Raw genomic sequence first — 22,769 nt, 5'->3', positions numbered from 1 at the left:
TCTCAGTGGAAATCAACAGCCAGATTCGGCGAGGGCGAGATCATCGAAATCATCTTCCATGTCGGGCTCAACACGCTGACGAATTACATCAACGAAGTCGCCGATACGCTCGTTGATTTTCCCGTGCTCGAAACGCGCCGTGTGGCGTAAATGGGCTGCGCGCTCGGAGCCGATCCGGGCGCGGCTTTCATCTGAGGACTGAGCCATGTCGAGACCGCCGCTTCCCCCCTTCACGCTCGAAACCGCGACGCAAAAGGTGCGCCTCGCCGAGGACGGCTGGAACAGCCGCGATCCGCAGAAGGTCGCGCTGGCCTATACGCCGGAGAGCCGCTGGCGCAATCGCGCCGAATTCATCGTCGGCCGCGACCAGATCGAAGCCTTTCTCGGGCGCAAATGGTCGCGCGAACTGGACTATCGCCTCATCAAGGAGCTGTGGGCCTTCCGCGAGAACCGCATCGCCGTGCGTTTCGCTTATGAATGGCGCGACGACAGCGGCGCCTGGTTCCGTTCCTATGGCAATGAGAATTGGGAGTTCGACGAGCATGGCCTCATGCGCTTGCGCATCGCCTCGATCAACGATCTCGCGATCGCCGAGGCAGATCGCAAGTTCCATTGGCCGCTCGGCCGGCGACCGGACGAGCATCCGGGTCTGACCGACCTCGGTCTTTGATCGGCGCCACGCGAGCGCGTTCATTGCGCTCGCGTGGCGATGATCCTCTTCTCGCGCCTCGGGAGGAAATCGACATGACCTATTCCAGCGACATCGCCTTCACGCCCACTATCAAATCTATCCAGACGCGTGAGGGCTCGCGCCGCGCCTATGCGCGCATGGAGGAGGAACATTCGTGGCGAACGAGCCTGACGCCGGATATAGTGGCGTTCATCGCACAGCAGACGAGCGTCTTTCTCGCGACGGCGAATAGGGAGATGCAGCCCTATATTCAGCACCGCGGCGGCCCCGCCGGTTTTCTGAAGACGCTCGATGAGACGACCATCGGCTTCGCTGATTTCTCGGGAAATCGCCAATATGTGACGATCGGCAATCTCGCCGACAATCCGAAAGCCTATCTCTTTCTGATCGACTATTCGCGCCGCCGTCGCGTGAAGATCTGGGGAACGGCGCGCGTGATGGAAGACGACGCCGAGCTGATCGCGCGGCTCACGCCGGCGGATTATGCGGCGCGTGTCGAACGCGCGATCCTTTTTTCTGTCCTCGCCTTGGACGTGAATTGCCCCAGCCACATTCCGCAACGCTTCGAGGCGTCCGATGTCGCCGCTGCGCTCGCGGAGCGAGACGCGCGCATCGCCGCGCTCGAAGCGCAAGTGCAGGAGCTGCGCGCGAGCGCAGGGCAGGGCGCCGTCATAGCGATTTGATCTCGCCGCCATCCATCCGCAGGGTCACGCCCGTCATCCAACGCGCCGCCGGCGACACGGCGACGGCGATCAGCTCGGCGATGTCTTCCGGCGTTCCGTAGCGCGCGATCCTGGTCTCCGCAGCAAAGGCGTCGATCGCAGCGTCGAGCGATAGGCCTTTCGCCTCGCCGTAGCGCGCGAGCATGGCGCGACGGCGGTCGGTCATCACCGGGCCGGGCAGCACGGCGTTCACCTGCACGCCATCCCCGACGCCGCGCTCGGCGAAATCGTTCCCACTGCGGCGAGCGACGCCTTCGGCGTCAACGCCGAACTCTCCGACATGAAAACCACCGAGCCGCTGCTTCGCATGGACGGGAGGGGCATGGCGGTCGCGATAGTGGCCGCCGACACGGCCGCGAGCGTGAGGAGGGGATTGGAGGCGAGGAACATGGGATCTCCTGTAACCGATGTAATGTGCATATAACGGTTATGCAGGCTTGCCGGTTGCGCATGGGGAGAGGGCGAGGCGACAACGATCGAGGCGAGCGAGTGGCGAGATGGCATGCCCTCCTTCGGAGGCGCGCTGTGGATCGACTTTCTCAACACGACGCCGGTGATGAACGGCGAGGCGATCGATTTTCTCTCTAACGCCGAGGGGCTGGCGAAATGGGCGCGCGCGGCGGGGATCGATGGTTCGAGCAAGCCACGAAAGTGGAGCTTAAGTCGGCGTGGGAAACGCGCGCGGCGCTCCGCGAGCTCTTCGACAAGATCTCCGCAGGAGAGGCGATCTCCGCCCGGCGCCTCGAGCCGATCGATCGTCTGCTCGGCTCGGTCGCGATTCGCGAGCGATTGATTCTACGCGACGGTCATGTGGCGCTCGCCGAGGAAGCGCGTATCGAGAAGGATGTGGTGGCGACGACGGTCGCGCGCGATTTCGCGCAATTCGTTTGCGAGGCGGAGCCCGCTCGAATGAAGCGTTGCGCCAATCCCGCCTGCTCGATGGTGTTCTACGATCGCGGGCGGAACAATATTCGCCGCTGGTGCACGATGGCGATCTGCGGAAATCGTGACAAGGTCGCGCAGTATCGCGCGCACAAGGCGCGAGAGAAATAAGCCGCGAGTCGTCATCATTCATGGCAATCGGGCGCTGCCGTTCGATCGGCGGCGTTCCAGCAATCGCGATTTCGAGCACAGAATTGAGCATCGAAAGGTAACATGCTCGTCTATGGCGTTTCGAGCAGCGTCCAGTTTTGATAGGCTATAATGTAGGTTAGTTTCTCATCGTGAAACGATCATCGCTGGATGGCTCGATCGTCGCCTTCGGCAGTCAGATGGAATACCGAACCCACGCCTTCGTCATTCCCGAAAAAGCCTCGATAAGTCCACGATTTAGGCGAATTGCCTCGATTATCGGCTTGCGGAAGCGCGTCTGCTGTCACTACGTATATTGCAAATATATCGCGTGCTCGGCGGGGCTGCTTCTGCTCGTCGTGGCGCAACCGTTTTGTGCGGAACACAAGCAAGGGGTGCAATGACAATGAGCAGCGCTGCGACGCGGCATTCACGTGATGCGGTTTACTCCACCAGTTCCGCGCTCGCTCTGTCGGTCGTCCTGACTGTCGCCGCATCGGCTCAGGAGGCTTTGCCGGCGATCGAGATCGGCGGGACATCGGCCGGCTCCAACGCCGCCGCCTCGGGAGCTCCGCTGGCGCCGCAACTCGCCCGGCCGGATCTCCAGCCCGACAATGTCGCCAATGCCGCGCGCGTCGCCACCAGCAGCCGCTCCCATACGCAGACATTCACGCGGCAGGACATACAGGAGCTGAACCCGCAGGACGTGTTCGGCCTGCTGCGCAATGCGACCAGCATCCTCGTCACCTATCAGGGTCGCAAATTCCCGAACAATCTGAAATTCCGCGGCGACGGCAATTTCGGCTTCATCGTCGACGGCGCCTATGTGAGCGCGCAGACCGCGGGCCTGATGATGCAGTCGCTGCCCGTTTCAGCGCTCGATCAGGTCGATGTCGTGCGCGACGCTTCGGCGCTGACGCTCGGCCCGCTCGTCGACTTCGGCTCCTCCTCCGGCGCGTTGAACAGCGGCTTCGTCGTCGTGCGCACGCATACGCCGCAAGAGAATGAAATGGAGCTGCGCACAGCGGCGCAGAGCTATGGCGGCGTGCTCGGCAGCGCCTATGGCGGCTATGTCTTCGGGAAGAAGCCGGGCGAGATTCCGGCCTTTATCTCGGGTTTCATTAAGAAGAGCTCCGACGACGGGCCGGCGAACGGCTCCAATTGGAACGACACGGTCGCCGGTCTGCTCAAAGGCGGATTCACCGTCGGTCCGCTCGACACCAGCTTCACCCTGTTTCAGTCGAGCACGCGCTACGGCTTTCAGCAGGGAACCTTCGGGGAGCAAACGGCGAGCACGCTCGCGCAGAAGTGGGGCTATTCGCCGATCGAATCGACATTCCTCTCCTGGAATTCGACGTTCCGCTGGGACGAGCACAATGTCAGCCTGCTCACGCTCGCCTATACGCGGACGGAGGACAACAACGTCCTCGCCTCCTTCAATAGTCCGAATCTGACGGTGGCCAATGAGCAGGGCTACACCGGCCAGATCAATGCGCGGCACAGCTTCACCTATGACGGCACATTGGCGCAGCTCGGCCTGCAATATGTGAATTGGGCGAGCCCCAGCGGACAGACCAATTACGCCAATTATGCGCGCAAGGAGGATACGCTCAGTGGCTATGGCAATTTCGAGCAGAAGCTGCTCTCCGATCGCCTGATCTTCGACGCGAGCTTCCGCCTGGACAATCACTTCGATTACATCGGAGTCGATACGGCCGGAACGACGAAATATTTCTACAATCGCGGCTTCCCGCTCGCAGTGAATTATGCGGGTGGCGCCACGGTGAAGCCCCTGCAAGGATGGGGGATCGGCGAGTTGGGCGCCTCCCTCGGCGATTTCAATCCGCTCGCGGGCCTCGCGAATGTGGCCTTCAGCGGCCGCTATTCGCACACTGAGCAGAGCGACATGTCCGGCGTCATCGCGGACGCCAACGTCACTCTGCTGCCGGAGAAGCAGGACAAATACGAGGCGGGAGTCAAAATCCCGGTCTTCCGCTGGTTCACGCCGGAAGTGACCTATTTCGACACCGAGATTCAGAACAATAAGCAGCCCTCGCGCACCGTCACGGTGAACAACAACAACGTCACTTACTGGACTCAGGGCAACACGTCGCGCAAGGGAATAGAGGCTGTCGCGACCGGCGTGCTGCAGGACGAACTGCTCGGCAAGACGACCTATCGCGGCAGCTACACGCGGCTGACCGAGGTCTACAGCAATTCGCTGGGAACCTATGACTGGCTGAACCCCTATCGCTTCCAGACGCCGAGGACGCAGATCAACTTCGCGCTCACCCATGCCTGGGATAGGTTCACCGGCACGGTCGCGCTCAATCATGTCTCCATGTACTGGTCCAATGGCTTCGCCGTCGACAACGCCTATCACCAGGTCGGCAACTACACGACGCTCGACGCGAACATCGCCTATAATTTCCAGCTCATGGATTGGGACGCGCGGCTCACCTTCTACGGCCGCAACATCACCAATAAGCGCTATGAGACGATCTACACCTACAAGGCCTGGGGCGCCGTCTGGGGCTCGGAGCTCAAGCTCTCCTGGGGCGAGCATTCCTCGCCCGCGCCGCTTCCGGGCATGGCGTGGCTGGCGACGGCCGACGACTCGCCGTCGCCCTGGAGCGGGCTCTACGCCGGTCTCAACGCCGGCGGCGTCTTCGGCGACGGCCATGGGGTCAACACGGTTCCCGGCACCTCCACCATTCTCGGCGACGGCGGCGACGACAAGGGCGCGGTCGGTCGCCCGGCGACCTTCTTCGGCCGCGCGAGCGCCTCGAGCGCGGCGAGCACGATCCCGATGGGAATCGGCGGCGGAATCGGCGGCGCGCAGCTCGGCTATAATTGGCGCTTGCGTCCCGATGTGATCGGCGGCTTCGAGGCGGATCTGCAGGGAGTGGCGGGGGCGAGCGCGTCGGGCTCGGCGTTGCGCTCGGCGACCGAGCCGGTCACGGGCGCGAATGTCGTGACGGCGACCAAGGCGACGAAGAGCCTCTCCTATCTCGGCACGGCGCGCGGACGCATCGGCTATCTCGTGACGCCGACGCTGCTGCCCTATCTCACCGCCGGTCTCGCCTATGGCGAAGGCGGTTTCTCGACCTCCTTGACGCAGGTCTCCACCTCGGCGTCCTTCGCGCCGAATAGCGGAACCATCGGCTCCTCGTCGATCCGCATCGGGTGGAGCGCGGGCGCGGGCGGCGAATGGATGTTCCGTCAGAATTGGAGCGCCAAGCTGGAATATCTCCGCTATGACCTCGGCAATCAGGGCGCTTACGGCGATATGGCGGGCTACAACCTCACCGCGGCCGGCAATCCCGGGCTCTATGCGTCGGCGGTGATTTCCTCGACGCGCCTCGCGGGCCATATCGTGCGCGCCGGCGTCAACTATCATTTCGAATAGAGGCCTTGCGACGCCCGAGCAGGCGATTCGCGAGCATTGGGAGAAGGCCGGCCTTCGCGTCGGCTCTCTCTTTTGCGTTCGGGCCTGAGCCGTCTCACTCGGCTTTCGCTGCTCGGAGCGGGTCGCCGAAAGGCGCAATCGGCTATTGCAAGAAATTTCCGCAAATTACCAAAAAAGATGCAACCTGTGCGAGAAACTGACAATATCGCCGCGGCCGGCCGTTTCGATCGAGCTTTGCATTCTGTCGTCGCGGCGATTATTTCCTCATTACTTTAGACTTACGTCGGTCGCCCAGCGCAGAGACACGTTATAGTGGCTGGCTGAAAATCAGGCGCCTGTCTCCGGCGTCTTTGTCTGCGCCCGAATTTTCCCGTTGACGCGATCTCGGCGGATTCGCAATGTATTGAATATAGATATCGCGGCGACGAGGCGGGCTCATCATGGGCTGGCGAATGTCGAGAGCGACGCGCATCGGGCTCTCGACATTCGTCGTCGATCGCCGCTGCTGGAGAATTGCGCAATGCAAATGGAATGGTTGTCGACGGCGATCGATTTCGGCGTCATCGGGCTGCTGGCCGCGCTCAGCGTCATCGTCGTCGCTGTGGCGCTGGAACGGCATTTCTTCTACCGGGCGATCGACATTACGACTTTTACCAGCATCAAGGCGCTGGAACTCGAGCTGAGCAAGCGGCTCATCGTCATCGCATCCGTCGCCTCCAATGCGCCTTATATCGGCCTGCTCGGCACCGTGCTCGGCATCATGCTGACCTTCTATAATTTGGGTCTCGACGCTTCGGCGGACGCCAGCAAGATCATGGCCGGCCTCGCGCTCGCCCTCAAGGCGACGGCGGTCGGGCTCGTCGTCGCGCTATTGTCGGTGGTCTCCTACAACGTCCTTTTGCGTAAGACGAAGGTGCTGCTGCTGAAGTGGGAGATCGCCAATGGATGAGAAGCCTTTCGAGACGCTCAACGTCATTCCTCTCGTCGATGTCATGCTGGTGCTTCTCACAATGGTGCTGACGACGGCGAATTTCATCGCGACAGGCCGCATACCGGTCGCCTTGCCGCAAGCTGCGCAGACGCAGGTCGACCGCCAGAAGGACAAGACGATCGAGATCGCCGCCGATGGAAGCGTCTATTTCGACGGCCATGTCGCAACCAAGGATGAGTTGCGGAGCCGGCTCACAGGGTTGCCGCCGGAAACGGGCTTCCTCATTCGCGCCGATCGCGCTGTGGCCTTGCAGAGCTTCATCGACGTCGCCGAGCTGCTCAAGCGCATGAGCTTCACCAAAGTCGCCGTGCAGACCAAGAACAGTCCGAAGTGAGAGGCGTCGAAATGGCTTTCCTGGCGGCGTCCGCGCCCACGAAAATTGCGAGACCGGCGAGCCGCTTCTCGCTCTATCACGGTCTCGCGCTCTCCTTGGCGCTGCACGCCCTGCTATGCGCGCCTTACGTCCTGCATCGTCTCTACACGACGGAAGAGGAGGCTTCGGTTCTCGTCTTCGAGCTCGATGGTCTCGTCGATGATGAGCAGACCGATGAGAAGCTGCAGCAGGATAATGCCGGCGAGACACACCAGACCGCGACGCAGGCGACCGTGGCGAAGCCTGTCGAGCAGCGCGAGCAGGCGGATGAAGGCGAGGCCAATGCAGCCGCTGTCGCCGCGGCGGCCCCTTCGCAGTCGAAGCCCGATCCGGCCGGTTCCGCCAATGTGGCCGGCGCGCAGGAGCAGCAGGTCGCGCGCACCATCTCTCGCCGCGCGGAAACCGAGGAGGACCGCATTCGCGTCTATATACGGCAATTGTCGAAGCGCATTCACACGCGGCTCGTCTATCCGGAGGAGGGGCGTCGCGCTGGGCTGCGAGGCGTCGCAAAAGTCTCCTTCGGCATTCTCGCGAGCGGACAAATCCGCGAAGAAACGCTCAAGATCGTTGCGACGAGCGGTCAGGAGCGTCTCGACGTCAGCGCGTTGAAGACGGTGCGGTCGAGCATGCCCTTCGGACCTCCGCCGCGGGAGATGAATGTGGCGATCGACGTTGTGTTCGGCCCTTCACGCTGATCGTGAATTCGGGGACGAATTTTTGGCGGAGCTCGGAAAACATCGCTCGCTCGCCGCTGGCGGTCGGGCGATGTTTCCCGCATTTGCGGCGCTCGCCGTCTATGCCGATAGGGCCTCTCTATTCGGCGTCTGCTCGGACTCGTCGATGATGGCGGGAGCAGCCATGTCGGCGGCAGCAATTTCGGCGGCAGCCATGTCGAGACGCGGGCTGAAGAGCGAGGTGATCTTCTTGGCGATGATCGACCAGTCGAATTGCTCCTTGGCGATGGCGCGCGCCTTGGCGCGGATCGCCTCGCCGCGTTCAGTTTCCCAAACGCGCTCCCGCAGCAAGGTCTGCAGCTCGCTCGCATTCTGAGCCGCTACATGCCATCCGTCCGCGGAGACTCCGCGCGCGCCGAAGTCATTGGCGACGACCAGACATCCGGCGGCCATATAGTCGAAGAGCTTCAAATTGGTCCCGCCGCCGGAAAACAGCAGCTGCAGAGCGATGTCCGCCGAGCTCAAGAGCGCGATCTTGAGATCGTCCTCGACGTAATCGAACCAGAGCTCGTCGAAGGGGACATCGGGCCAGCCGGTGCGGTCGGCCTGCGCGATCGAGCCGATCAAGGCGACCGCGCCGTCGAATCCGGCCTCCGCCAGCAGCTGCCGCGCCTTGAAATAGGATTCGACATTCGGCCCATAGCCGCTGCCCAAAAAGACGGCCAGCGTCTTGTCGCCGATCTGCAGCTTGCTGCGAAGCTCGTCGCGGCTCGCCTTGTCCCAGATCGGATATTGCGAGCAATCGACGCCATTGGGCGCGACAGTGATGTTGCTTCTCGGCACGTCGTATAATTGCGCCATACGGTCGGCGTCATGGGCGCTCACGGTCGTCACGAAATTCGCCTCGCGACAGGCCATTCTCTCGCCGTGGTACACAGTATCCACAAAGGAATCGAGCTGCGCTGCGCCCAGGCCGCCGCGGAAATGCTGTTCCTTTATGTCATATTCGACATTGTGCGCCTCATATATCTTGATGGCGTTCCGCTTGGCGAAGCCGAAGCCCAGAAGCGCGAGATAGGGATGCGAGGCGACGACGACATCCGCCACGCCGATGATCTGCCGCGCATCGCGCACGAACTCGTCCGAGAAATGATATTCTCTGATGCAGAGAACATCATGCGCGAGGCGCCGCGTCTTTTCCATTATGTGCCAGACGTGATGCTGGTCGCCGGGCGCCGCGGGGAAGACGATCACGTCGAAACGATCGGCGAGCTTATAGCGCCTGATGTGATCGGTCTGCTTGAAATCATAGGCGATGAGCGTGACGTCATGCTCTTTCGCGATGTTCTTGTAGACCGAGACGTAACGCGTCTGCCCGCCGTCGCGGACCGGGGTGATGTCGAATGTGGAAAGGACAACGATCTTCATCGGCGCGTTCCCTTCAAGACATCGACGATGGTTGCGGCGACGCGGTCCCAGTCGAAGCGCGACGCGGCTTCCTTCGCCTTGGAGGCGAGGCGCGAGCGCAGCTCGGAATTGAGCGAGAGCTCGCTCAGCCCTTGAGCGATCGAACTCACCGACAAAGGATCCACGAGAACGGCGGCGTTCTTCGCTATGTCCTGCATGCTGGTTTCCTGTGAGGTCAAGACCGGGACGCCGCAGGCCATGGCCTCCAGCACCGGCATGCCGAATCCTTCATAGACGCTGGGATAGGCGACGAACATTGCGCCCGAGTAGAGCGCCGACAAATCCTCATTGTCGACGCCGCTCAGCACTTTCACATGCTCGGAGAGTCCGCTATTGGCGATCAGCCGCACCAATTCGTCATATCCCCACCCATGGGAGCCGACGATGGCCAGCTGCGGCGGATGCTCGACGCCGCGGCGAAATTCATCATAGGCCTGAACCAGACGAACATGGTTTTTACGCGGCTCCAGCGTCCCGACGTTGAGAATATAGTCTCGACGAAGGCCGAATTTGGCGATCGCGGCGTCGACCACGGGAGCAGGGCGCGGCCCGATCGCGCCGGGTCCGATCCATGAGGTCGTCAGACGCTCGGGAGAGACGCCGACATTTTCGATAATGTCCTTGCGGGTCGTCTCGGAGTTGCCGAAAATATGATCGGCGCGCTTGAACACATCGATGACATTGGCGAAATTTTCGATCGCGTCCTTGCCGAAGAAGTTCGGAAACAGGATCGGGATCACGTCATGCGCCCAGCTCGCGAGAGCGAGGCCGGGGATGGCGATCGGAATGAAATGATTCGCGAAATAGACGGTCGCGCCCATTTCACGCAGCTCACGGCCCAGCTCCTGCAAATTGAAGGCGCGCCGCTGCTCGATCGCAGCTTGCACGACCCCATTGTAGCGACGATCGAAACGGCCGTCCGCGAGGCTATAGACGACCTTGTGCCTGATGTGCACTCCGATGCGCGCTCTTTCGACGCGCGGGAAAAATTCGAGCGGGATTTCGGCGGCGCCGTTCGTCCAGCGCCAAGCGCTCTCCGGATCGTGATAGCCATTGGTGAGGCGGGCGTCGTCGAAGGAGAATTCCTGCGAGCCCTTCTCCGATTCGATGACGATCTTGCTGACGGCGACGCCGAGGCTGCGTCTGTCCGGCGAGTTCATCGTGTCGCAAGGACGGGCCGCTCGGCTGCGCAGAAACATCGCATGCCGGGGCGTCGCGCCTTCATAATAATACCACATGCCGTCCGGCGTCGCGGTCTGCGTCGTCGGCATGATCCGGCCGTCGACCTCGAAGCGCGCGCGCTCCCGATTTGTGCGCAGAGAGAAGGAGCCGGATGATTTCAGCACGCTGCGATAGATCACCCGCGGCGTGAAGGTCAGGGCCGCCATGGCGTCGGGCCGCACCTCGCCGAAAAACGGGTCGGCGACGAAAACGAATTCGGTGTCGGGGGCGACCCTGGCGGCGGCGTTCAGAAATCCGACGGATACATTGAAAATTCCACCGCTGATCGATTGCTGAAAGGCGCCGGCGTCATATGCGATGATCATGAGTGCAACCCCGCGGAGATGTCGACGAATCCCTCCAAGAATGAGAGCCACCGTCTCGCGGTCGCTTCGGAGTAGAAGTCGGTCGCACGGTCCGCCTGCTCGCGAACGATATTGTTGCGCAGCGTCTTATCGCGGCGCAGGAGCTCCAGATAGCCTGCAGGAATCGATGGATCGAGCGTGTCGAATTTGATGCCGGCCGGCCCCATCGTCTCGCCCACTGCGGTTCCGGCATAGGCCAGCACCGGACAGCCGACCGTGAAGGCCTCCAGCACGGGCACCATGAAGCCCTCGTGCTCGCTCATGGAAATATAGGCGTCGGCGGCGGCGAACAGCGTCTTGATCGCGAGGCCGGTCGCATTCTGATAGATTTTGATGTCGGAGAGGACGCCGCCCTGCACCGCCCGCCCGAGCAGCGCATGGAAATATTCGTCGCCCTAAATCTTGCCGCCGAGATGCAGCGAGGCCGAACGGCCGAAGAGCCTCTTATAGGCGGCCAGAGTGTCGATCAGAAGATCGTGCCGCTTATTGGGAACGAAGCGCCCGACGAAGACGATATTGACCTCGGAGGCCGCCTTTATGTCGAAGTAGAGCTGATTGTCGAGCTCGCGCGACGAGAAAAAGGCGTCGTTGAAGAACACGGGGATCGTCACGGGATCCCGAAAGCCGAACTCTCTCAGCTCGGCGGTGTTAAAGTCCGAATCGCCGACGCCTTTCTCGAATGCGCCGGCGAAGCGCCGCATCTGCGCGCGCGAATGATCGCACATGTCTCCGAGCCAGCTCATCGAGCCTTGGCCGCGGAAAAAATGGCCCGGCGTGACATTGTGATAGATGAGTATCTTGCGGACGGGCAGGTCCAGCAGAGCTTCGAGATCTTCGTTGAAGAACGAATAATGCAGCAGCAGCAGATCCGTATCGCTCCAAGCCATGCGCTTCAGCATGGAGACCGACAGCGTCGCATAATCGCTGATGGCGATATTGGAATCCGAGCACGCCACATAGGACGCCACGCCTCGTTCCCGTAGGATCTGATGCAGCGAGGAAATCGAGGCGCCGATCGCGTCGGCGCTAATTACCGAGGGATGATATTGAACAACACGTGACATTCATCCTCACCAGACAGATGTTTTGAAATCGAGCCCCCGTGACAGGGAGCGAAGCGGCCCGCTCGAAAATACCGTCCGTGCGATCGAGCCGCTCTCCATCGTTCCGGAGAAGCGACGCATCAAAGCCCCGAGGCTTCCGTCTCCGTCGAGGACGGAGCGCGCGCGAGAGGTCCGAACACCTCCATCTGCTGCTCCAATTGCTGCGTGACGCCGGCGACGACGGCCTCGGCGACGTCGTTCATCTCCTGCTTGGCGTCCTCGAGAGCCTGCTGCAGCGTCTCTCGCTCGCGTCTCAAGCCATCCACCTCGCCGGCGACCTTAGCGACTTCCGTGGACAGGCGATCGATGGTGGAGGAGAGGGTCAGGATCTGCGCGGAAATCTGCGCCGAGAATTTGAGAATGTAGTTTCGTTGTTCGGTCAAATGAAGCAGCAGAGAATCCATTGTCGAAACGCCGCTCGTGAATGTGAGAGGCGGTAGCTCGCTCGATGTTTCGCTCTGTGGTTGCGATCTCGCGCGAGTGACGAGCGCATGCGCGAATTCCGAAAGGCGTCGCTTCTCCGTCACCGATATCACTTTATTCATAAGAGCCTTCCATTTTTGCCAGCTCACAGCGCAAGATGTATAAAGTGAGCAGTGGATATGTCAATGAGCCTCCATTGTTATCGAAGCACATGACATGTCCTCCACGCCACGTGCGCCGATGCAGATCGAGGCTCGCGAATCGAGCGACGACGACATTTCGTGTCGCTGACGAGGACGACGGCGCCTAGCGAACGGGCGAGCGGCGCTCGCTTTGTTTGCGGCGCGCCCATGCGCGAGGCAGCCGATCGCCGAAATTCGACTCGACGACGTGATGGACTACGCGGAGGCGAGGTCATAACCAACCAGCGGGGGCGCCGATGGTCGATCTCGCGCCTTGCGACATGCACGCTTCGGACCATTCGATCTGGTCGACGACGCGCGCTGGCTCGGCCGATCCACACGGCTCACGAATTTACCTTTAGGTAATTTAACCTATTGTTAACCATGACGGCGTGAGATGACGGCGCAGCTGGAGCCGAGTCCGCCGTTGACCCAACCTTCGACTCACATTCGTTTTCGTGGCCGATCCTTTCCCGTCCTGGCCCTGGAGCCGGATGCGCCGATCGCCGGATGGTTCGAGCGGCTCGACGCCTGCCTCGAGCATTCGCCTGCCTTCTTCTCCCGCAAGGCGATCGTCATCGACGTCACCAAGCTCGGACTCGATCGCGAGACCGTCGGGGAGCTGGTGGAGCAGCTTTCCGGCCGCGGCGTCCGCATCATGGGGCTGACCGGCGTCGATCCCTCTTGGGCGTGCGACGACCTGCCGCCGATTCTCACCAATGGCCGCTCTATCCTCGCCGAGGAGGCGCCCGCCGAGGGTGGCGAGGATGCGCCGAGCCTGACGCCGAGCGAGCGCGCCGCCTTCGACGAGATCGCCCAGGCGCTCGCCGGCGGCGCCGAGGAGCAGACGCACGAGCCCGAGCGCAGCGCCGCGCCGCTCATCGTCGACACGGCGGTGCGCTCGGGTCAGTCGATCTTCCATCCCGATGGCGATGTGATCGTCATCGGCTCGGTCTCCTCCGGCGCCGATATCGTCGCGGGCGGCTCGGTCCATGTCTATGGAACGGTGCGCGGCCGAATCATGGCCGGCGCCTATGGCGATTCGCGCGCGCGCATTTTCTGCCGCCGCCTCGAGGCGGAGCTTCTCGCTGTCGGGGGCTTCTATATGACGGCCGACGAAATTCGAGACGATGTGCGTGGACGCGCGGTTCACGCAAGGCTCGAGGACGAAACGATCAAGATCACAAAGCTCGACTGAGAGGGACGGTAAAAAATGCCCAAGATATTGGTCGTCACTTCCGGCAAAGGGGGCGTCGGCAAAACGACGTCGACCGCCGCGCTCGGCGCGGCGCTGGCTCAGTCGAATCAGAAGGTCGCGGTCGTCGATTTCGACGTCGGCCTGCGCAATCTCGATCTCGTCATGGGCGCGGAGCGGCGGGTCGTCTATGACCTCATCAATGTCGCGCAGGGCGACGCCAAGCTGCATCAGGCGCTCATTCGCGATAAGCGGCTCGACAATCTCTATCTGCTTCCGGCCTCCCAGACCCGCGACAAGGACGCGCTCACCGAGGAGGGCGTGCGCCGCGTCATCGACGAATTGCGCGAGCGCTTCGACTGGATCGTCTGCGACAGCCCGGCGGGCATAGAGCGCGGGGCGACGCTCGCCATGCGCTTCGCCGATGTGGCCGTCGTCGTCGCCAATCCGGAAGTCTCCTCGGTGCGCGATTCGGATCGCATCATCGGTCTGCTCGACGCCAAGACCGAGATCGCCGAAAAGGGCGGCCGCATGGAGAAGCATCTGCTGCTGACGCGCTACGACGCCGGCCGCGCCGCGCGCGGCGAGATGCTGAATGTCGACGACGTGCTGGAAATTCTGTCGATCCCGCTGCTCGGAATCATTCCCGAGAGCGAGGATGTCCTGCGCGCCTCCAATGTCGGGTCTCCGGTCACGCTCCACAGCGGCACGAGCGCGCCGTCGCGCGCCTACGCCGATGCGGCGCGGCGCCTCTGCGGCGCCGAGGTGCCGATGGACATACCGTCCGACAAAAAGGGACTTCTCGTCAGATTGTTTGGTCGGAGGGCGGCATGAAGCTGTTCAACTTTTTCAATCGCCGCGCATCTGCGCCGGTCGCGCGCGAGCGTCTGCAGATTCTCCTCGCGCATGAGCGCGCGTCCGTGTCCAATTCCAATCTCGTCGCTCTCTTGCACAGAGAGGTGCTCGCCGCCGTCTCCAAGCACATAGAGATCGACCCGGACAAGGTAGAGGTCAAGCTGCGTGAGGGCGACGACATGTCGCTGCTCGAGATCGATATAGAGATTTCCGCGAGCGCCTCGGCGCGCGAGGCGATCGCCGACGCCGCGGCGTGAGGCGCGAGACGACGCGAGCGGCGGCGATCGGCCGCTCGCATCACGTAATCATCGCGAATTGACGCGCGCCTCTCTCGTCGCCTAAGCCTCCTCGCATCGACGTCGAAAGACGTCCGCGACGAGCGGAGGAGGCGATGGCGGTCTCGACCACAAGGGCGCGCGCATTGCGTCTCTCAGGCGTCGTTCTCGTCAATGTGGCGTTGGCGATCGGCCTGCTCGCGGCGACGGAATTCATTCTCCATCGCGTCTATAATTGGACCAATCCTTTCCTCGATCACGGCGAGAATGCGCTGCGGTCGCGCGATCCCGTCTTCACCCATACGCTGCGCCCCAATTTCGACGGCTATGACGTGTGGGGGCCGCACACGCCGCGCATATTCACCAATTCGCTCGGCTTCAAGGATGCGGCGGCGCGCAGCGTTCCCGCGAGCTCCGATCGTCAGCGGATCGTCTTCATCGGCGATTCCTTCACCGAGGGCGTCGGTCTGCCTTATGAGCAGACTTTCGTCGGCCGCTTCGCGCAGGCTTTTCCCGAGATCGACGTGCTGAACGCCGGCGTCTCGAGCTATGCGCCCTCCGCCTATTACGAGAAGCTGAAATTTTATCTCGACAAGGGACTGAAATTCGACGAGGCGATCGTCTACATCGATATTTCCGACATTCAAGACGAGGCCATCTCCTATCGCTATGACGATAACGGCGTCTTGGAGCTCGGCGTCTTCACGCCAAATCCAGAAAAATGTCTGCCGAGCGCCTATCAGCTGCTGCCGCGCTCGCCGCCAGGGTGGCTGGAGAAACGATCCTTCGTCGCCGAATTCGTTTCCAATCTCTTATTCGTCAAGAAAGCCAATGCGGCGAACGCCAGCGCCAGCCTATCGGAGCTGATGTGGCCGGGGCGCGTCTATAGCCGCGATTGGAGCCGCGCCTCCTGGACCTTCGACGATGCGGCGAGCTGCTATGGCGATGCAGGCGTGGCCGGCGGCGTGCGCAAGGCGCTGCAGCAGATGGATCGTGTTCACGAGCTGCTGGCGGCGCGCGGAATAGCGCTCTCGGTCGGCGTCTATCCCTGGCCGCATCAGCTTCTCTACGATGTCGAGAATTCGCGTCAGGCGCAAATCTGGCGCGATTGGTGCGCCGGAAAATGCAAGCGCGTCTTCGATCATTTTCCCGCCTTCTTCCAATATAAGGGCGGGCATGCGGATTATGTGCGCGATCTGTATTTCTGGGCCGATGTGCATTTCAACGCCGAGGGCAACCGCCTGCTCGCCGCGGATCTCATAGAGAAATATCGTCGCCGATGAGGCGTCAGGACCCCAAGGCCAGTCCGCCCATCATCAGTCCGAGCGCGGCGAGCCAGCTGCCGAGCGCGCGAATGGCGATAGAGCGCCATGCGCGCGCATCGGCCGTCTCGCCGCGAAATGCGAGTGTCGCCGCCGACACCAGCGTGACGACCACATAGCCGGCGATGGAAAGGCCGGCGACGAATAGCAGGCGATTGGTCTCCGGCCCGATAGCGGCGGCGTTGGCCGCGCCGCGCATCGCGGCGAGAGCCAATGCGAGCCCGCCCAATGCAACGGCGGGAACGCGCAGCTCCGACGCCAGCAACGCGCCGAGCAGCACCAGAGCGCCGGCGGCGAGCAGCGCGCCTTCCGACGTCGCATTCAGCGCCATTGCGCTCGTCACTCCGGCGGCGAGGCCGAAGGGGAAAAGCAGCAGCAGCGGCCGCGCTTTCGATGCGCCGAGCGATCCGGCGAGCATGCCCAATGCGACCCAGAGCGTCACATCCTTCAGATCGGTGAGAGGATGCGCCGCGCCGGCGTAGAAATCGCCGAGCCGCGCGCCGATGATATGCGCCTTCGCGCTCGTCCCCGGGAGCAGTAGGAAAAGCGCGCCGACGCCGGCCTGTCGCGAGCGGCTGATCATCCTGCGACGCCCGCGCCGATGAACAGAAAATAGCCGCCGAGCAGCGCGATCGTCGCGCCGAGGCCTTGGATGACGCGCGCGCCGAGCGGCCATCGCGATAGGGCGCCGATGAGGATTCCAAATCCGTGCAAAAGCCCGGTGGCGGTGACGAAGCCGACGCCATAGGCCATTGGGTCGGCGGCGCCGGGCAGCTCGGCGCCATGCGCATGGCCGTGGAATATTGCGAAGAGCGCGACGATGAGCGCGGCGACGACGACAGGCGGCCGGAGGCGCATCGCGACGGCGGCGCCGAGAAGAAGCGCCGAGAGCGCGATCATCATTTCAGGCGCCGGCAAGGCAATGTGCAGAACGCCGAGCACGCCGCCCAAAGCCATGACGAGAGGAAAGGCGATGGGCAGCAGAAAGATCGCCGGCGCGCCGAGCTGCGCGCCCCAAAGACCCACGGCGATCATTGCGACGAGATGATCTGCGCCCGTCAACGGATGCAGAAATCCGCTGGCGAGGCCGCCCGCCACGCCTTCGCCGTCATGCGCGAGAGCGGGCGAAGCGAGCGCGACGCTGGCGAGAACAGCGGTAACGAAGAGGCGGAGGCGAGACGACATGGGCAGAGCGCTCCTCAATCGATCGCAAGCACGCGAAGAAGGCGACCGATGAACCAGAAGGCCGCGACCGAGCCGATCGCATAGCCGGGAAGAAGATCGCGCGAGCCGGGGAGAACGGCGCCGAGGCGGCGATGCGCCCAGATGAGCGCGAGAGTGAGAAGCACGAAGGCGAGCTGTCCGATCTCGACGCCGATATTGAAGAAAGCGAGCGCCGCCGGCAGCAATCGCTTTTCGATGCCGAGCCCGGCGAGCGCGCTCGCGAAGCCGATTCCGTGAACGAGGCCGAAGCCGCCCGCGACCGCCCAAGGATAGCGGGCCGTCAATCCCGCTTCGCCGCGCCGCTGCTTCACGATCTCGACGCCGACAAAGACGATGCTGAGCGCGATGCAGGCGTTGAGCGGCCGCTCCGGCACGCCGATCACGCCGAAGGCCGCCGCCGCGAGCGATATGCTGTGCCCGATGGTGAAAGCGGTGATCGTCGTAACGAGCCGCCGGCCGACGCCGACGATCCAGATCAGTCCGAAAACGAAGAGAAGATGATCGGCGCCGAGCAATATATGGTCGACGCCGTAATTCAGATAGGTCGCGCCGAGCGTTATCCAGCTCTCGAGCGTCGGCGCCTCGGGGCCGAGAATCGACACGGTCGGATTGGCGGATGTGATGGTGTAGCTGCGCGTCTCGCCTTGCAGCGGGATGATCTTGATCAGCGCTGCAGACATGCGCGAGCCGAGATTGCCGATCGTCATCGCGCCGACGAGGCCCTTTGCGCCGCATTCGAGCTGCGGCATGCTCAGAAAGCAATGCGGCGGCGCGCGCAGATCGACGCGCGCGGCGCCGATCGTCGGCTCCATTGTCCAGCGGCCGACATAGGCGCCCTGCCGCACCTCGCGCAATTCCAGAACGCCGAGCGATGATTCATGCGCCAGCAGCGCGGCGGGCGCGAGCAGCGTCGCCGCGACGATCCATGCCGCGAGCAGTCGCATCGCTCGTCTCACGGCTCCATCCGCACGGTGTAGGAGGCCTTCAGCCGGTTGACCGCTTCCCATGCGCGCGAACGCGTCTCATCGACGCGCCATTGCCGCAAGACCTCGTCCCGTACATCCTCGAAATGCGCGGGATCGCTGGGACGGCGCGAGTCGAGGCGGACGATGTGCCAGCCTTCTTTCGATTGGAGCTTGGCCCAAGTTCCTTGCGGCAGCGCGAGCAGATCGTCGCGAAATTTCTCGCCGAAGGCGGGCGCGAGGCTGGTGACGGGGCGCGCGAGAATGGCGCGCGTGCGCTCGCGAAGCTCCTCCGATTCATGGCCGGCCGAGATGTCCTCGAGCCAATGTGTGGCCTCGGCGGAATCGGCGGCGGGCGTGAGATAGAATCCCACACGCTCCGGCTCGTCGAAGCGTTCGTGATTTTGCTCGAACCAGGCGCGCAATCGCTCCTCGCTCGGCTGCGGCAGCTTGATCTGATCGAAGATGAGCAGTTGCAGCTTATAGGCGATGCGGTCGCGGATCATGTCGTCGCCGCGATCGACGCCGAGCGACTTGCCTTCGCGATAGAGAATCTCGCTCGCCACCCAGCTGTCGATCATCGTCTGCAGCTGCGCGTCCGAGGGGGCGCGCGCTTTGTCCTCGTCGAAATTATCGATGAAGGATTGGCGCAGCGCCTTGCTCACCGTGATGACGCGCTCGTCCTTGGGCGGGGGATGCAGCGCGGCGTCGGCGGCGAAGACGAGCGCGCCGATCGCCAGAAAATGCAGGAGAGGCTCGCTTCGAAGGCGCTGCGCCGAAGCGCGGCCCGCCGACGCCGCATCGCCGAGCCGACTCCGAAGGAGAGCGAAGGAGAGGGACTTCACCATCGAGCCCATATGCTTTTCGAGTGCGTCACAAGGGCAGCCTTATGCATCGGCGCATGCCTTTTGTCATCTGCGCCATGATGAAAAAAGCGTGTTTCAGCAAGAATAAAAGCGCGTCCTTGTAATGAAACAGTCACAAGACTGTCGTTGTCGTTCTTCCATATTCCGCGCGCCGATGCGTCGCTCGACGCCGGGGGGCTCGTCTAGGTTTTTGCGGGGGATTGGCATGCACCGTTCGAAATCTGCCGTTTTGTTGACTGCTGCGTCTGTCTCGCTCGCTTTGGGTCAATCGGCGTCCGCCGGGGGATACGGCGAGGAGTCGCGCAAGCATAATCCATATGTCGCAGGCGACATGCACAACCACAACACCTGCACCGACGGGTCTGTCGCTGCGGGCTACACGATCGATCGCGCGGTCGGAACCGGTCAGGCCGCCGCCGGCGGAACCAATTTCGATCTCGATTGGTTCACGCTCGGCAATCATGGCGGCTCGGGCAATCGCGATTGCCGCTTCGCCGACACCAGCGCCAATATTCCGGGCGAGACGACCACCACTTGGTCGCAAACCCTCGGCCAGACGATTCAGGGCATCACCATCACCGGCCTGAAAGGCTCGGCGAATGGCTCGAACATGTGGCGCTGGCAGTCGATCGGCGAGGTCGAATATCCGATCATCGTCAATCGTTCCGCGCAATATGACAAGGTGCTCGTCGAAGGTCTCGAATGGATCGTTCCGGGCCATGAGCATACGGATGTGGCGGTGATCGCCGGCCAGCATCCGCGTCATGGCGGCGACGCCGACAAGATGGCGGAGTTCGAGTTTCGCTTCGACCGCGCCGACACCGACAGCATCGGCCCGGTCGACGTCAGCAATAATCCGCTGTGGCCCGGCAAGGACAATGTCAACAATGCAGGAACCGCCGGCCATGGAAAGGCGCTGGAAGGCGTCAAATGGCTGCAGGCGAACTACCCGCTGCAGTCCTACGCCATCCCGACGCATACGGAGCGCCAGGGGCCGTTCTCAGCGACGGCCAGCAAAGGTTACAATATCGAGCATTTCCGCGACTTCAACAATGCGGCCCCGACGGTCGCTTTCGGCATCGAGTCTCCCGGCCATATGGCGGAAGGCGGCTTGACCGGCGGCTCGGGCTCCTATGGCTCCGGCGCGGTCGGCGGCGGCACTTACGGCATGGTCGGCGTCTATACGGCGAAGGTCGGCGGACTCTGGGACGGCCTGCTCGCGGAAGGCCGCAACTTCTTCATGTTCATCAGCTCGGACTGGCATAGCCGCGGCGCTTTCGGCGCGCGTGATCGCTACACCACGGCGGACTTCATTCCGGGCGAATATACGAAGCTCTATGTCCCGCATACGGGCGGCTTCCGCAATCAGTCGATCATCGACGGCATGCGCTCCGGCAACAGCTATTCGGTGAATGGCGATGTCATCGGACCGGACTTCGAGTTCCGCGCCAGCGCGCATGGCCAGTGGAAGACAATGGGCGAGACGATCGTCGCGCATCCCGGCGAGAAGATCGTGCTCGAAGTCGAGCTGACCGTTCCGGCGACGAACAACAGCCCTTATAGCTTCGACAATCCTCTGCTGGCGCAGATCGGCCAGCATCAGCCGCTGAACAAGCCGTCGATCGATCACATCGATCTCATCACCGGCAAGATCACCGGCGTCGTGTCGCCGAGCGCGCCCAATTACGCCGTGGCCAACGCCGCTGGCGTCGCCGGCGCGTCGATCGTCTATAATCCCACCGCGGCGATCGCCAAGCAGATCAATTGGCGGAACATGAAGGTCAAGAAGCAGCGCGACGGCTCGACGCGCCTCTCCTTCGAGACCACATTCACCATGGGATCGGAGCCGGGCTATATTCGCGCGCGCGGCACCAATATTCCGGTCGCGACCCCCAATGTGACGGATAGCGCCGGCAATCCGCTGCTCGACGCCAATAATGCGGCGGTCAGCTGCACGGACAGCTCCTGCCCGGCGCATCTCGAATCCGTCAATGGCGTCAAGAAAGTGACCCATGACGTGCAGGCTTGGTCGAATCTCTGGTTCTATGGGAACCCGATTTTCCTGCGTCCCGTCGGCTCGCCGAAGCTGCTCGTCGAGCAGAACGCCGAGCTCGCGCGGCGTCTCGCTTTCCAGCACGGTTTCGATCGCTGGCGTGAGGAGCACGCCGAGCGGGAACACGCCGAGCGCCATTGATCGCGCTTTTTTAGCGTAGCTTAAACGCCGGCGGCGATTTATCGTCGCCGGCTTTCTCGTTTTGCGGGTTGTTCGACGATGCGGCTTCTGCTTGTTTTCATGGCGAACATTTTCGTTTGCGCGGCCTTGCTGCTCGCAGCGCGGCGGGAGCCGCCCGCGACGCCGAGCGCGCCCGCCGCGCCCGCCGCTGCGGCCATCGAGACGACAGCGTCGGAGGACGCCGAGCCGACCCGAGAGGATTGCGTCGCCGCAGTGGATAAGGCGCAGGCGCTCGCCAATGCTCTGCCGAAGGAGCATCCCTCGCGCTACTTTGCGGAGCGCCATCTGCATCAGTCGATGGCCGAGGCCGGCAATGGCGAGTTCGACGACTGCCTCTATTGGGCGGCGGCGGCGTTCGATGAGGTGCGCGAGCTGCGGCATCAGCTGCAGCCGGGGGAAACGCTCGGCGTGCTGCGACCGGACGAGACGCCCGCCGCGCCGGCGCCCGTTCCGAGCGCGGAGAAGAAGCCCATGCGCGACAAAGCGCGAAAATAGGCCGAGGATGGAAGATGGATCAGATCGAGCCGCTTTTTCCCATTCCGCTCATGCGCTGTCCCGGCCTTTTGGACGCGGCGCTCGTCGAGGCCGCCGTCGAAGCGATCGGCAATGCGCGCATAGAGAAAAACCTTCGCTCGGAGCAGCTGTTTCATACGGAGATCGCCGACCCACGCAGCGACGAGCTGTTCCGTCGCATGTCGGATCTCGCCATTCCCAAGCTCGTCGATTTCGGCGGGCTCCTCTTCGGAGAGCGGCTGGAATGGATGGTCAAGGAAATGTGGACCAATGTTCTCGAGCCCGGCGGCAGTCAGGCGCTGCATTCGCACGCCAACAGCTTCGCCTCGGGCGTCTTCTATCTCACGCCCTCGCATCCCGGCAGCCGCACCGCTTTCGTGCGGCCGCCCGGCGGATTCGAGTTCAATTTTCGGCATCACACGCGCTCTGCGGCGATGGGGCCGTTCAATGCCGGAAAATATGTGGTTCCCGAGGCGGAGCCGGGCGATCTCATTCTCTTTCCGAGCTATCTCTATCACGAGGTGCCGCGGAATCAGGGCGGCGTGCGCGTGACGGTCGCCTTCAACGCGATCCCCGATCGTCTCGACTGCTGGGGCTATCAGATCAAATTCGCTCCGTGAGAATGGCGCGCG

25 protein-coding genes are annotated in these 22,769 nt (G+C 62.7%); 14 read left to right on the top strand and 11 right to left on the bottom strand.

Going from position 1 to position 22,769, the window contains the following annotated elements:
- The first annotated feature begins 205 nt into the window (after positions 1–205).
- Positions 206–670 carry a nuclear transport factor 2 family protein gene (locus A1351_RS16895; RefSeq protein WP_024880756.1) on the top strand — a complete coding sequence of 155 codons (465 nt, stop codon included), beginning with the start codon at positions 206–208 and terminating at the stop codon, positions 668–670.
- Between the two features lie 74 nt (positions 671–744).
- Complete coding sequence (locus tag A1351_RS16890; protein ID WP_024880755.1) at positions 745–1,374, top strand: pyridoxamine 5'-phosphate oxidase family protein; 630 nt, start codon at positions 745–747, stop codon at positions 1,372–1,374.
- Here the strand turns inward: A1351_RS16890 and A1351_RS24855 are convergent.
- Positions 1,361–1,612, bottom strand: a complete 252-nt coding sequence (locus A1351_RS24855; protein ID WP_024880754.1) for an SDR family oxidoreductase — start codon at positions 1,610–1,612, stop codon at positions 1,361–1,363. The genes A1351_RS16890 and A1351_RS24855 overlap by 14 nt on opposite strands.
- On the bottom strand, positions 1,603–2,055 hold the full coding sequence (locus tag A1351_RS25880) for a hypothetical protein (protein ID WP_245267364.1): 453 nt from the start codon (positions 2,053–2,055) through the stop codon (positions 1,603–1,605). The genes A1351_RS24855 and A1351_RS25880 overlap by 10 nt, the downstream gene beginning before the upstream one ends.
- A 9-nt stretch (positions 2,056–2,064) precedes the next feature.
- On the opposite strand from A1351_RS25880, the gene A1351_RS16880 reads away from it, so the two are divergent.
- The 5 genes from A1351_RS16880 (at position 2,065) to A1351_RS16860 (ending at position 7,952) form a co-directional block, all read left to right on the top strand.
- On the top strand, positions 2,065–2,466 hold the full coding sequence (locus tag A1351_RS16880; RefSeq protein ID WP_245267363.1) for a CGNR zinc finger domain-containing protein: 402 nt from the start codon (positions 2,065–2,067) through the stop codon (positions 2,464–2,466).
- A 424-nt stretch (positions 2,467–2,890) separates the two neighbouring features.
- A complete protein-coding gene (locus A1351_RS16875) occupies positions 2,891–5,893 on the top strand; it encodes a TonB-dependent receptor plug domain-containing protein (RefSeq protein ID WP_051465439.1) in 3,003 nt (1,000 codons plus the stop codon).
- A 520-nt stretch (positions 5,894–6,413) separates the two neighbouring features.
- Complete coding sequence (gene exbB / locus A1351_RS16870) at positions 6,414–6,842, top strand: TonB-system energizer ExbB (protein WP_024880750.1); 429 nt, start codon at positions 6,414–6,416, stop codon at positions 6,840–6,842.
- Positions 6,835–7,218 (top strand): biopolymer transporter ExbD, encoded by a 384-nt coding sequence (locus tag A1351_RS16865; protein WP_018264657.1) that lies wholly within the window; start codon positions 6,835–6,837, stop codon positions 7,216–7,218. The genes exbB and A1351_RS16865 overlap by 8 nt, the downstream gene beginning before the upstream one ends.
- Positions 7,219–7,229: 11 nt before the next feature.
- A complete protein-coding gene (locus A1351_RS16860) occupies positions 7,230–7,952 on the top strand; it encodes an energy transducer TonB (RefSeq protein WP_024880749.1) in 723 nt (240 codons plus the stop codon).
- Between the two features lie 99 nt (positions 7,953–8,051).
- Here A1351_RS16860 and A1351_RS16855 read toward each other — a convergent pair whose 3' ends face one another.
- From A1351_RS16855 to A1351_RS16835, 5 genes are all read right to left on the bottom strand, one after another.
- Positions 8,052–9,359 (bottom strand): glycosyltransferase, encoded by a 1,308-nt coding sequence (locus A1351_RS16855; protein WP_064033542.1) that lies wholly within the window; start codon positions 9,357–9,359, stop codon positions 8,052–8,054.
- On the bottom strand, positions 9,356–10,945 hold the full coding sequence (locus A1351_RS16850; protein WP_064033541.1) for a glycosyltransferase family 1 protein: 1,590 nt from the start codon (positions 10,943–10,945) through the stop codon (positions 9,356–9,358). The genes A1351_RS16855 and A1351_RS16850 overlap by 4 nt, the downstream gene beginning before the upstream one ends.
- On the bottom strand, positions 10,942–11,343 hold the full coding sequence (locus A1351_RS16845; protein WP_064033540.1) for a glycosyltransferase: 402 nt from the start codon (positions 11,341–11,343) through the stop codon (positions 10,942–10,944). Before A1351_RS16845 ends, A1351_RS16850 begins: the two co-directional genes overlap by 4 nt.
- 36 nt (positions 11,344–11,379) lie before the next feature.
- Positions 11,380–12,048 carry a hypothetical protein gene (locus A1351_RS16840; RefSeq protein WP_157096356.1) on the bottom strand — a complete coding sequence of 223 codons (669 nt, stop codon included), beginning with the start codon at positions 12,046–12,048 and terminating at the stop codon, positions 11,380–11,382.
- A 119-nt stretch (positions 12,049–12,167) separates the two neighbouring features.
- The gene (locus tag A1351_RS16835) at positions 12,168–12,491 is read right to left on the bottom strand and encodes a hypothetical protein (RefSeq protein ID WP_157096355.1); all 324 of its coding nucleotides are present in this window, start codon (positions 12,489–12,491) and stop codon (positions 12,168–12,170) included.
- A gap of 628 nt (positions 12,492–13,119) precedes the next feature.
- Between A1351_RS16835 and minC the strand changes: the two genes are divergently transcribed.
- The 4 genes from minC to A1351_RS16815 all read left to right on the top strand — a co-directional run bounded on the left by minC (position 13,120) and on the right by A1351_RS16815 (position 16,300).
- On the top strand, positions 13,120–13,890 hold the full coding sequence (gene minC, locus A1351_RS16830; RefSeq protein WP_245291676.1) for a septum site-determining protein MinC: 771 nt from the start codon (positions 13,120–13,122) through the stop codon (positions 13,888–13,890).
- Between the two features lie 15 nt (positions 13,891–13,905).
- Positions 13,906–14,721 carry a septum site-determining protein MinD gene (minD, locus tag A1351_RS16825; protein ID WP_024880743.1) on the top strand — a complete coding sequence of 272 codons (816 nt, stop codon included), beginning with the start codon at positions 13,906–13,908 and terminating at the stop codon, positions 14,719–14,721.
- Positions 14,718–14,999, top strand: coding sequence for a cell division topological specificity factor MinE (gene minE, locus A1351_RS16820; protein WP_024880742.1), 282 nt, complete (start codon positions 14,718–14,720; stop codon positions 14,997–14,999). The genes minD and minE overlap by 4 nt, the downstream gene beginning before the upstream one ends.
- 134 nt (positions 15,000–15,133) lie before the next feature.
- On the top strand, positions 15,134–16,300 hold the full coding sequence (locus A1351_RS16815; RefSeq protein ID WP_064033536.1) for a hypothetical protein: 1,167 nt from the start codon (positions 15,134–15,136) through the stop codon (positions 16,298–16,300).
- Positions 16,301–16,304: 4 nt separating this feature from the next.
- Here A1351_RS16815 and A1351_RS16810 read toward each other — a convergent pair whose 3' ends face one another.
- Genes A1351_RS16810 through A1351_RS16795 form a run of 4 tightly spaced genes read right to left on the bottom strand, consistent with a single transcriptional unit; the run spans position 16,305 to position 19,373 of the window.
- Positions 16,305–16,922: a HupE/UreJ family protein gene (locus A1351_RS16810; protein ID WP_064033535.1), complete on the bottom strand. Its 618-nt coding sequence runs from the start codon at positions 16,920–16,922 to the stop codon at positions 16,305–16,307.
- Complete coding sequence (locus tag A1351_RS16805) at positions 16,919–17,524, bottom strand: HupE/UreJ family protein (protein ID WP_064033534.1); 606 nt, start codon at positions 17,522–17,524, stop codon at positions 16,919–16,921. Before A1351_RS16805 ends, A1351_RS16810 begins: the two co-directional genes overlap by 4 nt.
- A gap of 14 nt (positions 17,525–17,538) precedes the next feature.
- Positions 17,539–18,507: a HupE/UreJ family protein gene (locus A1351_RS16800; RefSeq protein ID WP_024880738.1), complete on the bottom strand. Its 969-nt coding sequence runs from the start codon at positions 18,505–18,507 to the stop codon at positions 17,539–17,541.
- Positions 18,508–18,515: 8 nt separating this feature from the next.
- Positions 18,516–19,373 carry a peptidyl-prolyl cis-trans isomerase gene (locus tag A1351_RS16795; protein WP_245267362.1) on the bottom strand — a complete coding sequence of 286 codons (858 nt, stop codon included), beginning with the start codon at positions 19,371–19,373 and terminating at the stop codon, positions 18,516–18,518.
- Positions 19,374–19,596: 223 nt separating this feature from the next.
- Here A1351_RS16795 and A1351_RS16790 point away from each other — a divergent pair, with 223 nt between their 5' ends.
- The 3 genes from A1351_RS16790 (at position 19,597) to A1351_RS16780 (ending at position 22,757) form a co-directional block, all read left to right on the top strand.
- Positions 19,597–21,585 carry a hypothetical protein gene (locus A1351_RS16790; protein WP_064033533.1) on the top strand — a complete coding sequence of 663 codons (1,989 nt, stop codon included), beginning with the start codon at positions 19,597–19,599 and terminating at the stop codon, positions 21,583–21,585.
- Positions 21,586–21,684: 99 nt separating this feature from the next.
- Entirely contained in the window at positions 21,685–22,119 is a 435-nt protein-coding gene (locus tag A1351_RS16785) for a hypothetical protein (protein ID WP_348625818.1), read from the top strand.
- A 14-nt stretch (positions 22,120–22,133) separates the two neighbouring features.
- On the top strand, positions 22,134–22,757 hold the full coding sequence (locus tag A1351_RS16780) for a 2OG-Fe(II) oxygenase family protein (protein ID WP_024880734.1): 624 nt from the start codon (positions 22,134–22,136) through the stop codon (positions 22,755–22,757).
- The last annotated feature ends 12 nt before the right edge of the window (positions 22,758–22,769 follow it).

The sequence above is a fragment of the Methylosinus sp. R-45379 genome (assembly GCF_001644125.1).
In the GTDB taxonomy this organism is placed as follows: Bacteria; Pseudomonadota; Alphaproteobacteria; order Rhizobiales; family Beijerinckiaceae; genus Methylosinus.
Note: the sequence above shows the minus strand (reverse complement) of the source record. Positions and strands in the feature narration are given on the sequence as shown.

What these genes read in the sequence shown, in the direction of transcription:
- A1351_RS16895 (WP_024880756.1), top strand. Translation starts at nt 206, where the DNA reads ATGTCGAGACCGCCGCTTCCCCCCTTCACGCTCGAAACCGCGACGCAA.
- A1351_RS16890 (WP_024880755.1), top strand. Translation starts at nt 745, where the DNA reads ATGACCTATTCCAGCGACATCGCCTTCACGCCCACTATCAAATCTATC.
- A1351_RS16875 (WP_051465439.1), top strand. Translation starts at nt 2,891, where the DNA reads ATGAGCAGCGCTGCGACGCGGCATTCACGTGATGCGGTTTACTCCACC.
- exbB (WP_024880750.1), top strand. Translation starts at nt 6,414, where the DNA reads ATGCAAATGGAATGGTTGTCGACGGCGATCGATTTCGGCGTCATCGGG.
- A1351_RS16865 (WP_018264657.1), top strand. Translation starts at nt 6,835, where the DNA reads ATGGATGAGAAGCCTTTCGAGACGCTCAACGTCATTCCTCTCGTCGAT.
- A1351_RS16860 (WP_024880749.1), top strand. Translation starts at nt 7,230, where the DNA reads ATGGCTTTCCTGGCGGCGTCCGCGCCCACGAAAATTGCGAGACCGGCG.
- A1351_RS16855 (WP_064033542.1), bottom strand. Translation starts at nt 9,359, where the DNA reads ATGAAGATCGTTGTCCTTTCCACATTCGACATCACCCCGGTCCGCGAC.
- A1351_RS16850 (WP_064033541.1), bottom strand. Translation starts at nt 10,945, where the DNA reads ATGATCATCGCATATGACGCCGGCGCCTTTCAGCAATCGATCAGCGGT.
- A1351_RS16840 (WP_157096356.1), bottom strand. Translation starts at nt 12,048, where the DNA reads ATGTCACGTGTTGTTCAATATCATCCCTCGGTAATTAGCGCCGACGCG.
- A1351_RS16835 (WP_157096355.1), bottom strand. Translation starts at nt 12,491, where the DNA reads ATGGATTCTCTGCTGCTTCATTTGACCGAACAACGAAACTACATTCTC.
- minD (WP_024880743.1), top strand. Translation starts at nt 13,906, where the DNA reads ATGCCCAAGATATTGGTCGTCACTTCCGGCAAAGGGGGCGTCGGCAAA.
- minE (WP_024880742.1), top strand. Translation starts at nt 14,718, where the DNA reads ATGAAGCTGTTCAACTTTTTCAATCGCCGCGCATCTGCGCCGGTCGCG.
- A1351_RS16815 (WP_064033536.1), top strand. Translation starts at nt 15,134, where the DNA reads ATGGCGGTCTCGACCACAAGGGCGCGCGCATTGCGTCTCTCAGGCGTC.
- A1351_RS16810 (WP_064033535.1), bottom strand. Translation starts at nt 16,922, where the DNA reads ATGATCAGCCGCTCGCGACAGGCCGGCGTCGGCGCGCTTTTCCTACTG.
- A1351_RS16805 (WP_064033534.1), bottom strand. Translation starts at nt 17,524, where the DNA reads ATGTCGTCTCGCCTCCGCCTCTTCGTTACCGCTGTTCTCGCCAGCGTC.
- A1351_RS16800 (WP_024880738.1), bottom strand. Translation starts at nt 18,507, where the DNA reads ATGCGACTGCTCGCGGCATGGATCGTCGCGGCGACGCTGCTCGCGCCC.
- A1351_RS16795 (WP_245267362.1), bottom strand. Translation starts at nt 19,373, where the DNA reads ATGGTGAAGTCCCTCTCCTTCGCTCTCCTTCGGAGTCGGCTCGGCGAT.
- A1351_RS16790 (WP_064033533.1), top strand. Translation starts at nt 19,597, where the DNA reads ATGCACCGTTCGAAATCTGCCGTTTTGTTGACTGCTGCGTCTGTCTCG.
- A1351_RS16785 (WP_348625818.1), top strand. Translation starts at nt 21,685, where the DNA reads ATGGCGAACATTTTCGTTTGCGCGGCCTTGCTGCTCGCAGCGCGGCGG.
- A1351_RS16780 (WP_024880734.1), top strand. Translation starts at nt 22,134, where the DNA reads ATGGATCAGATCGAGCCGCTTTTTCCCATTCCGCTCATGCGCTGTCCC.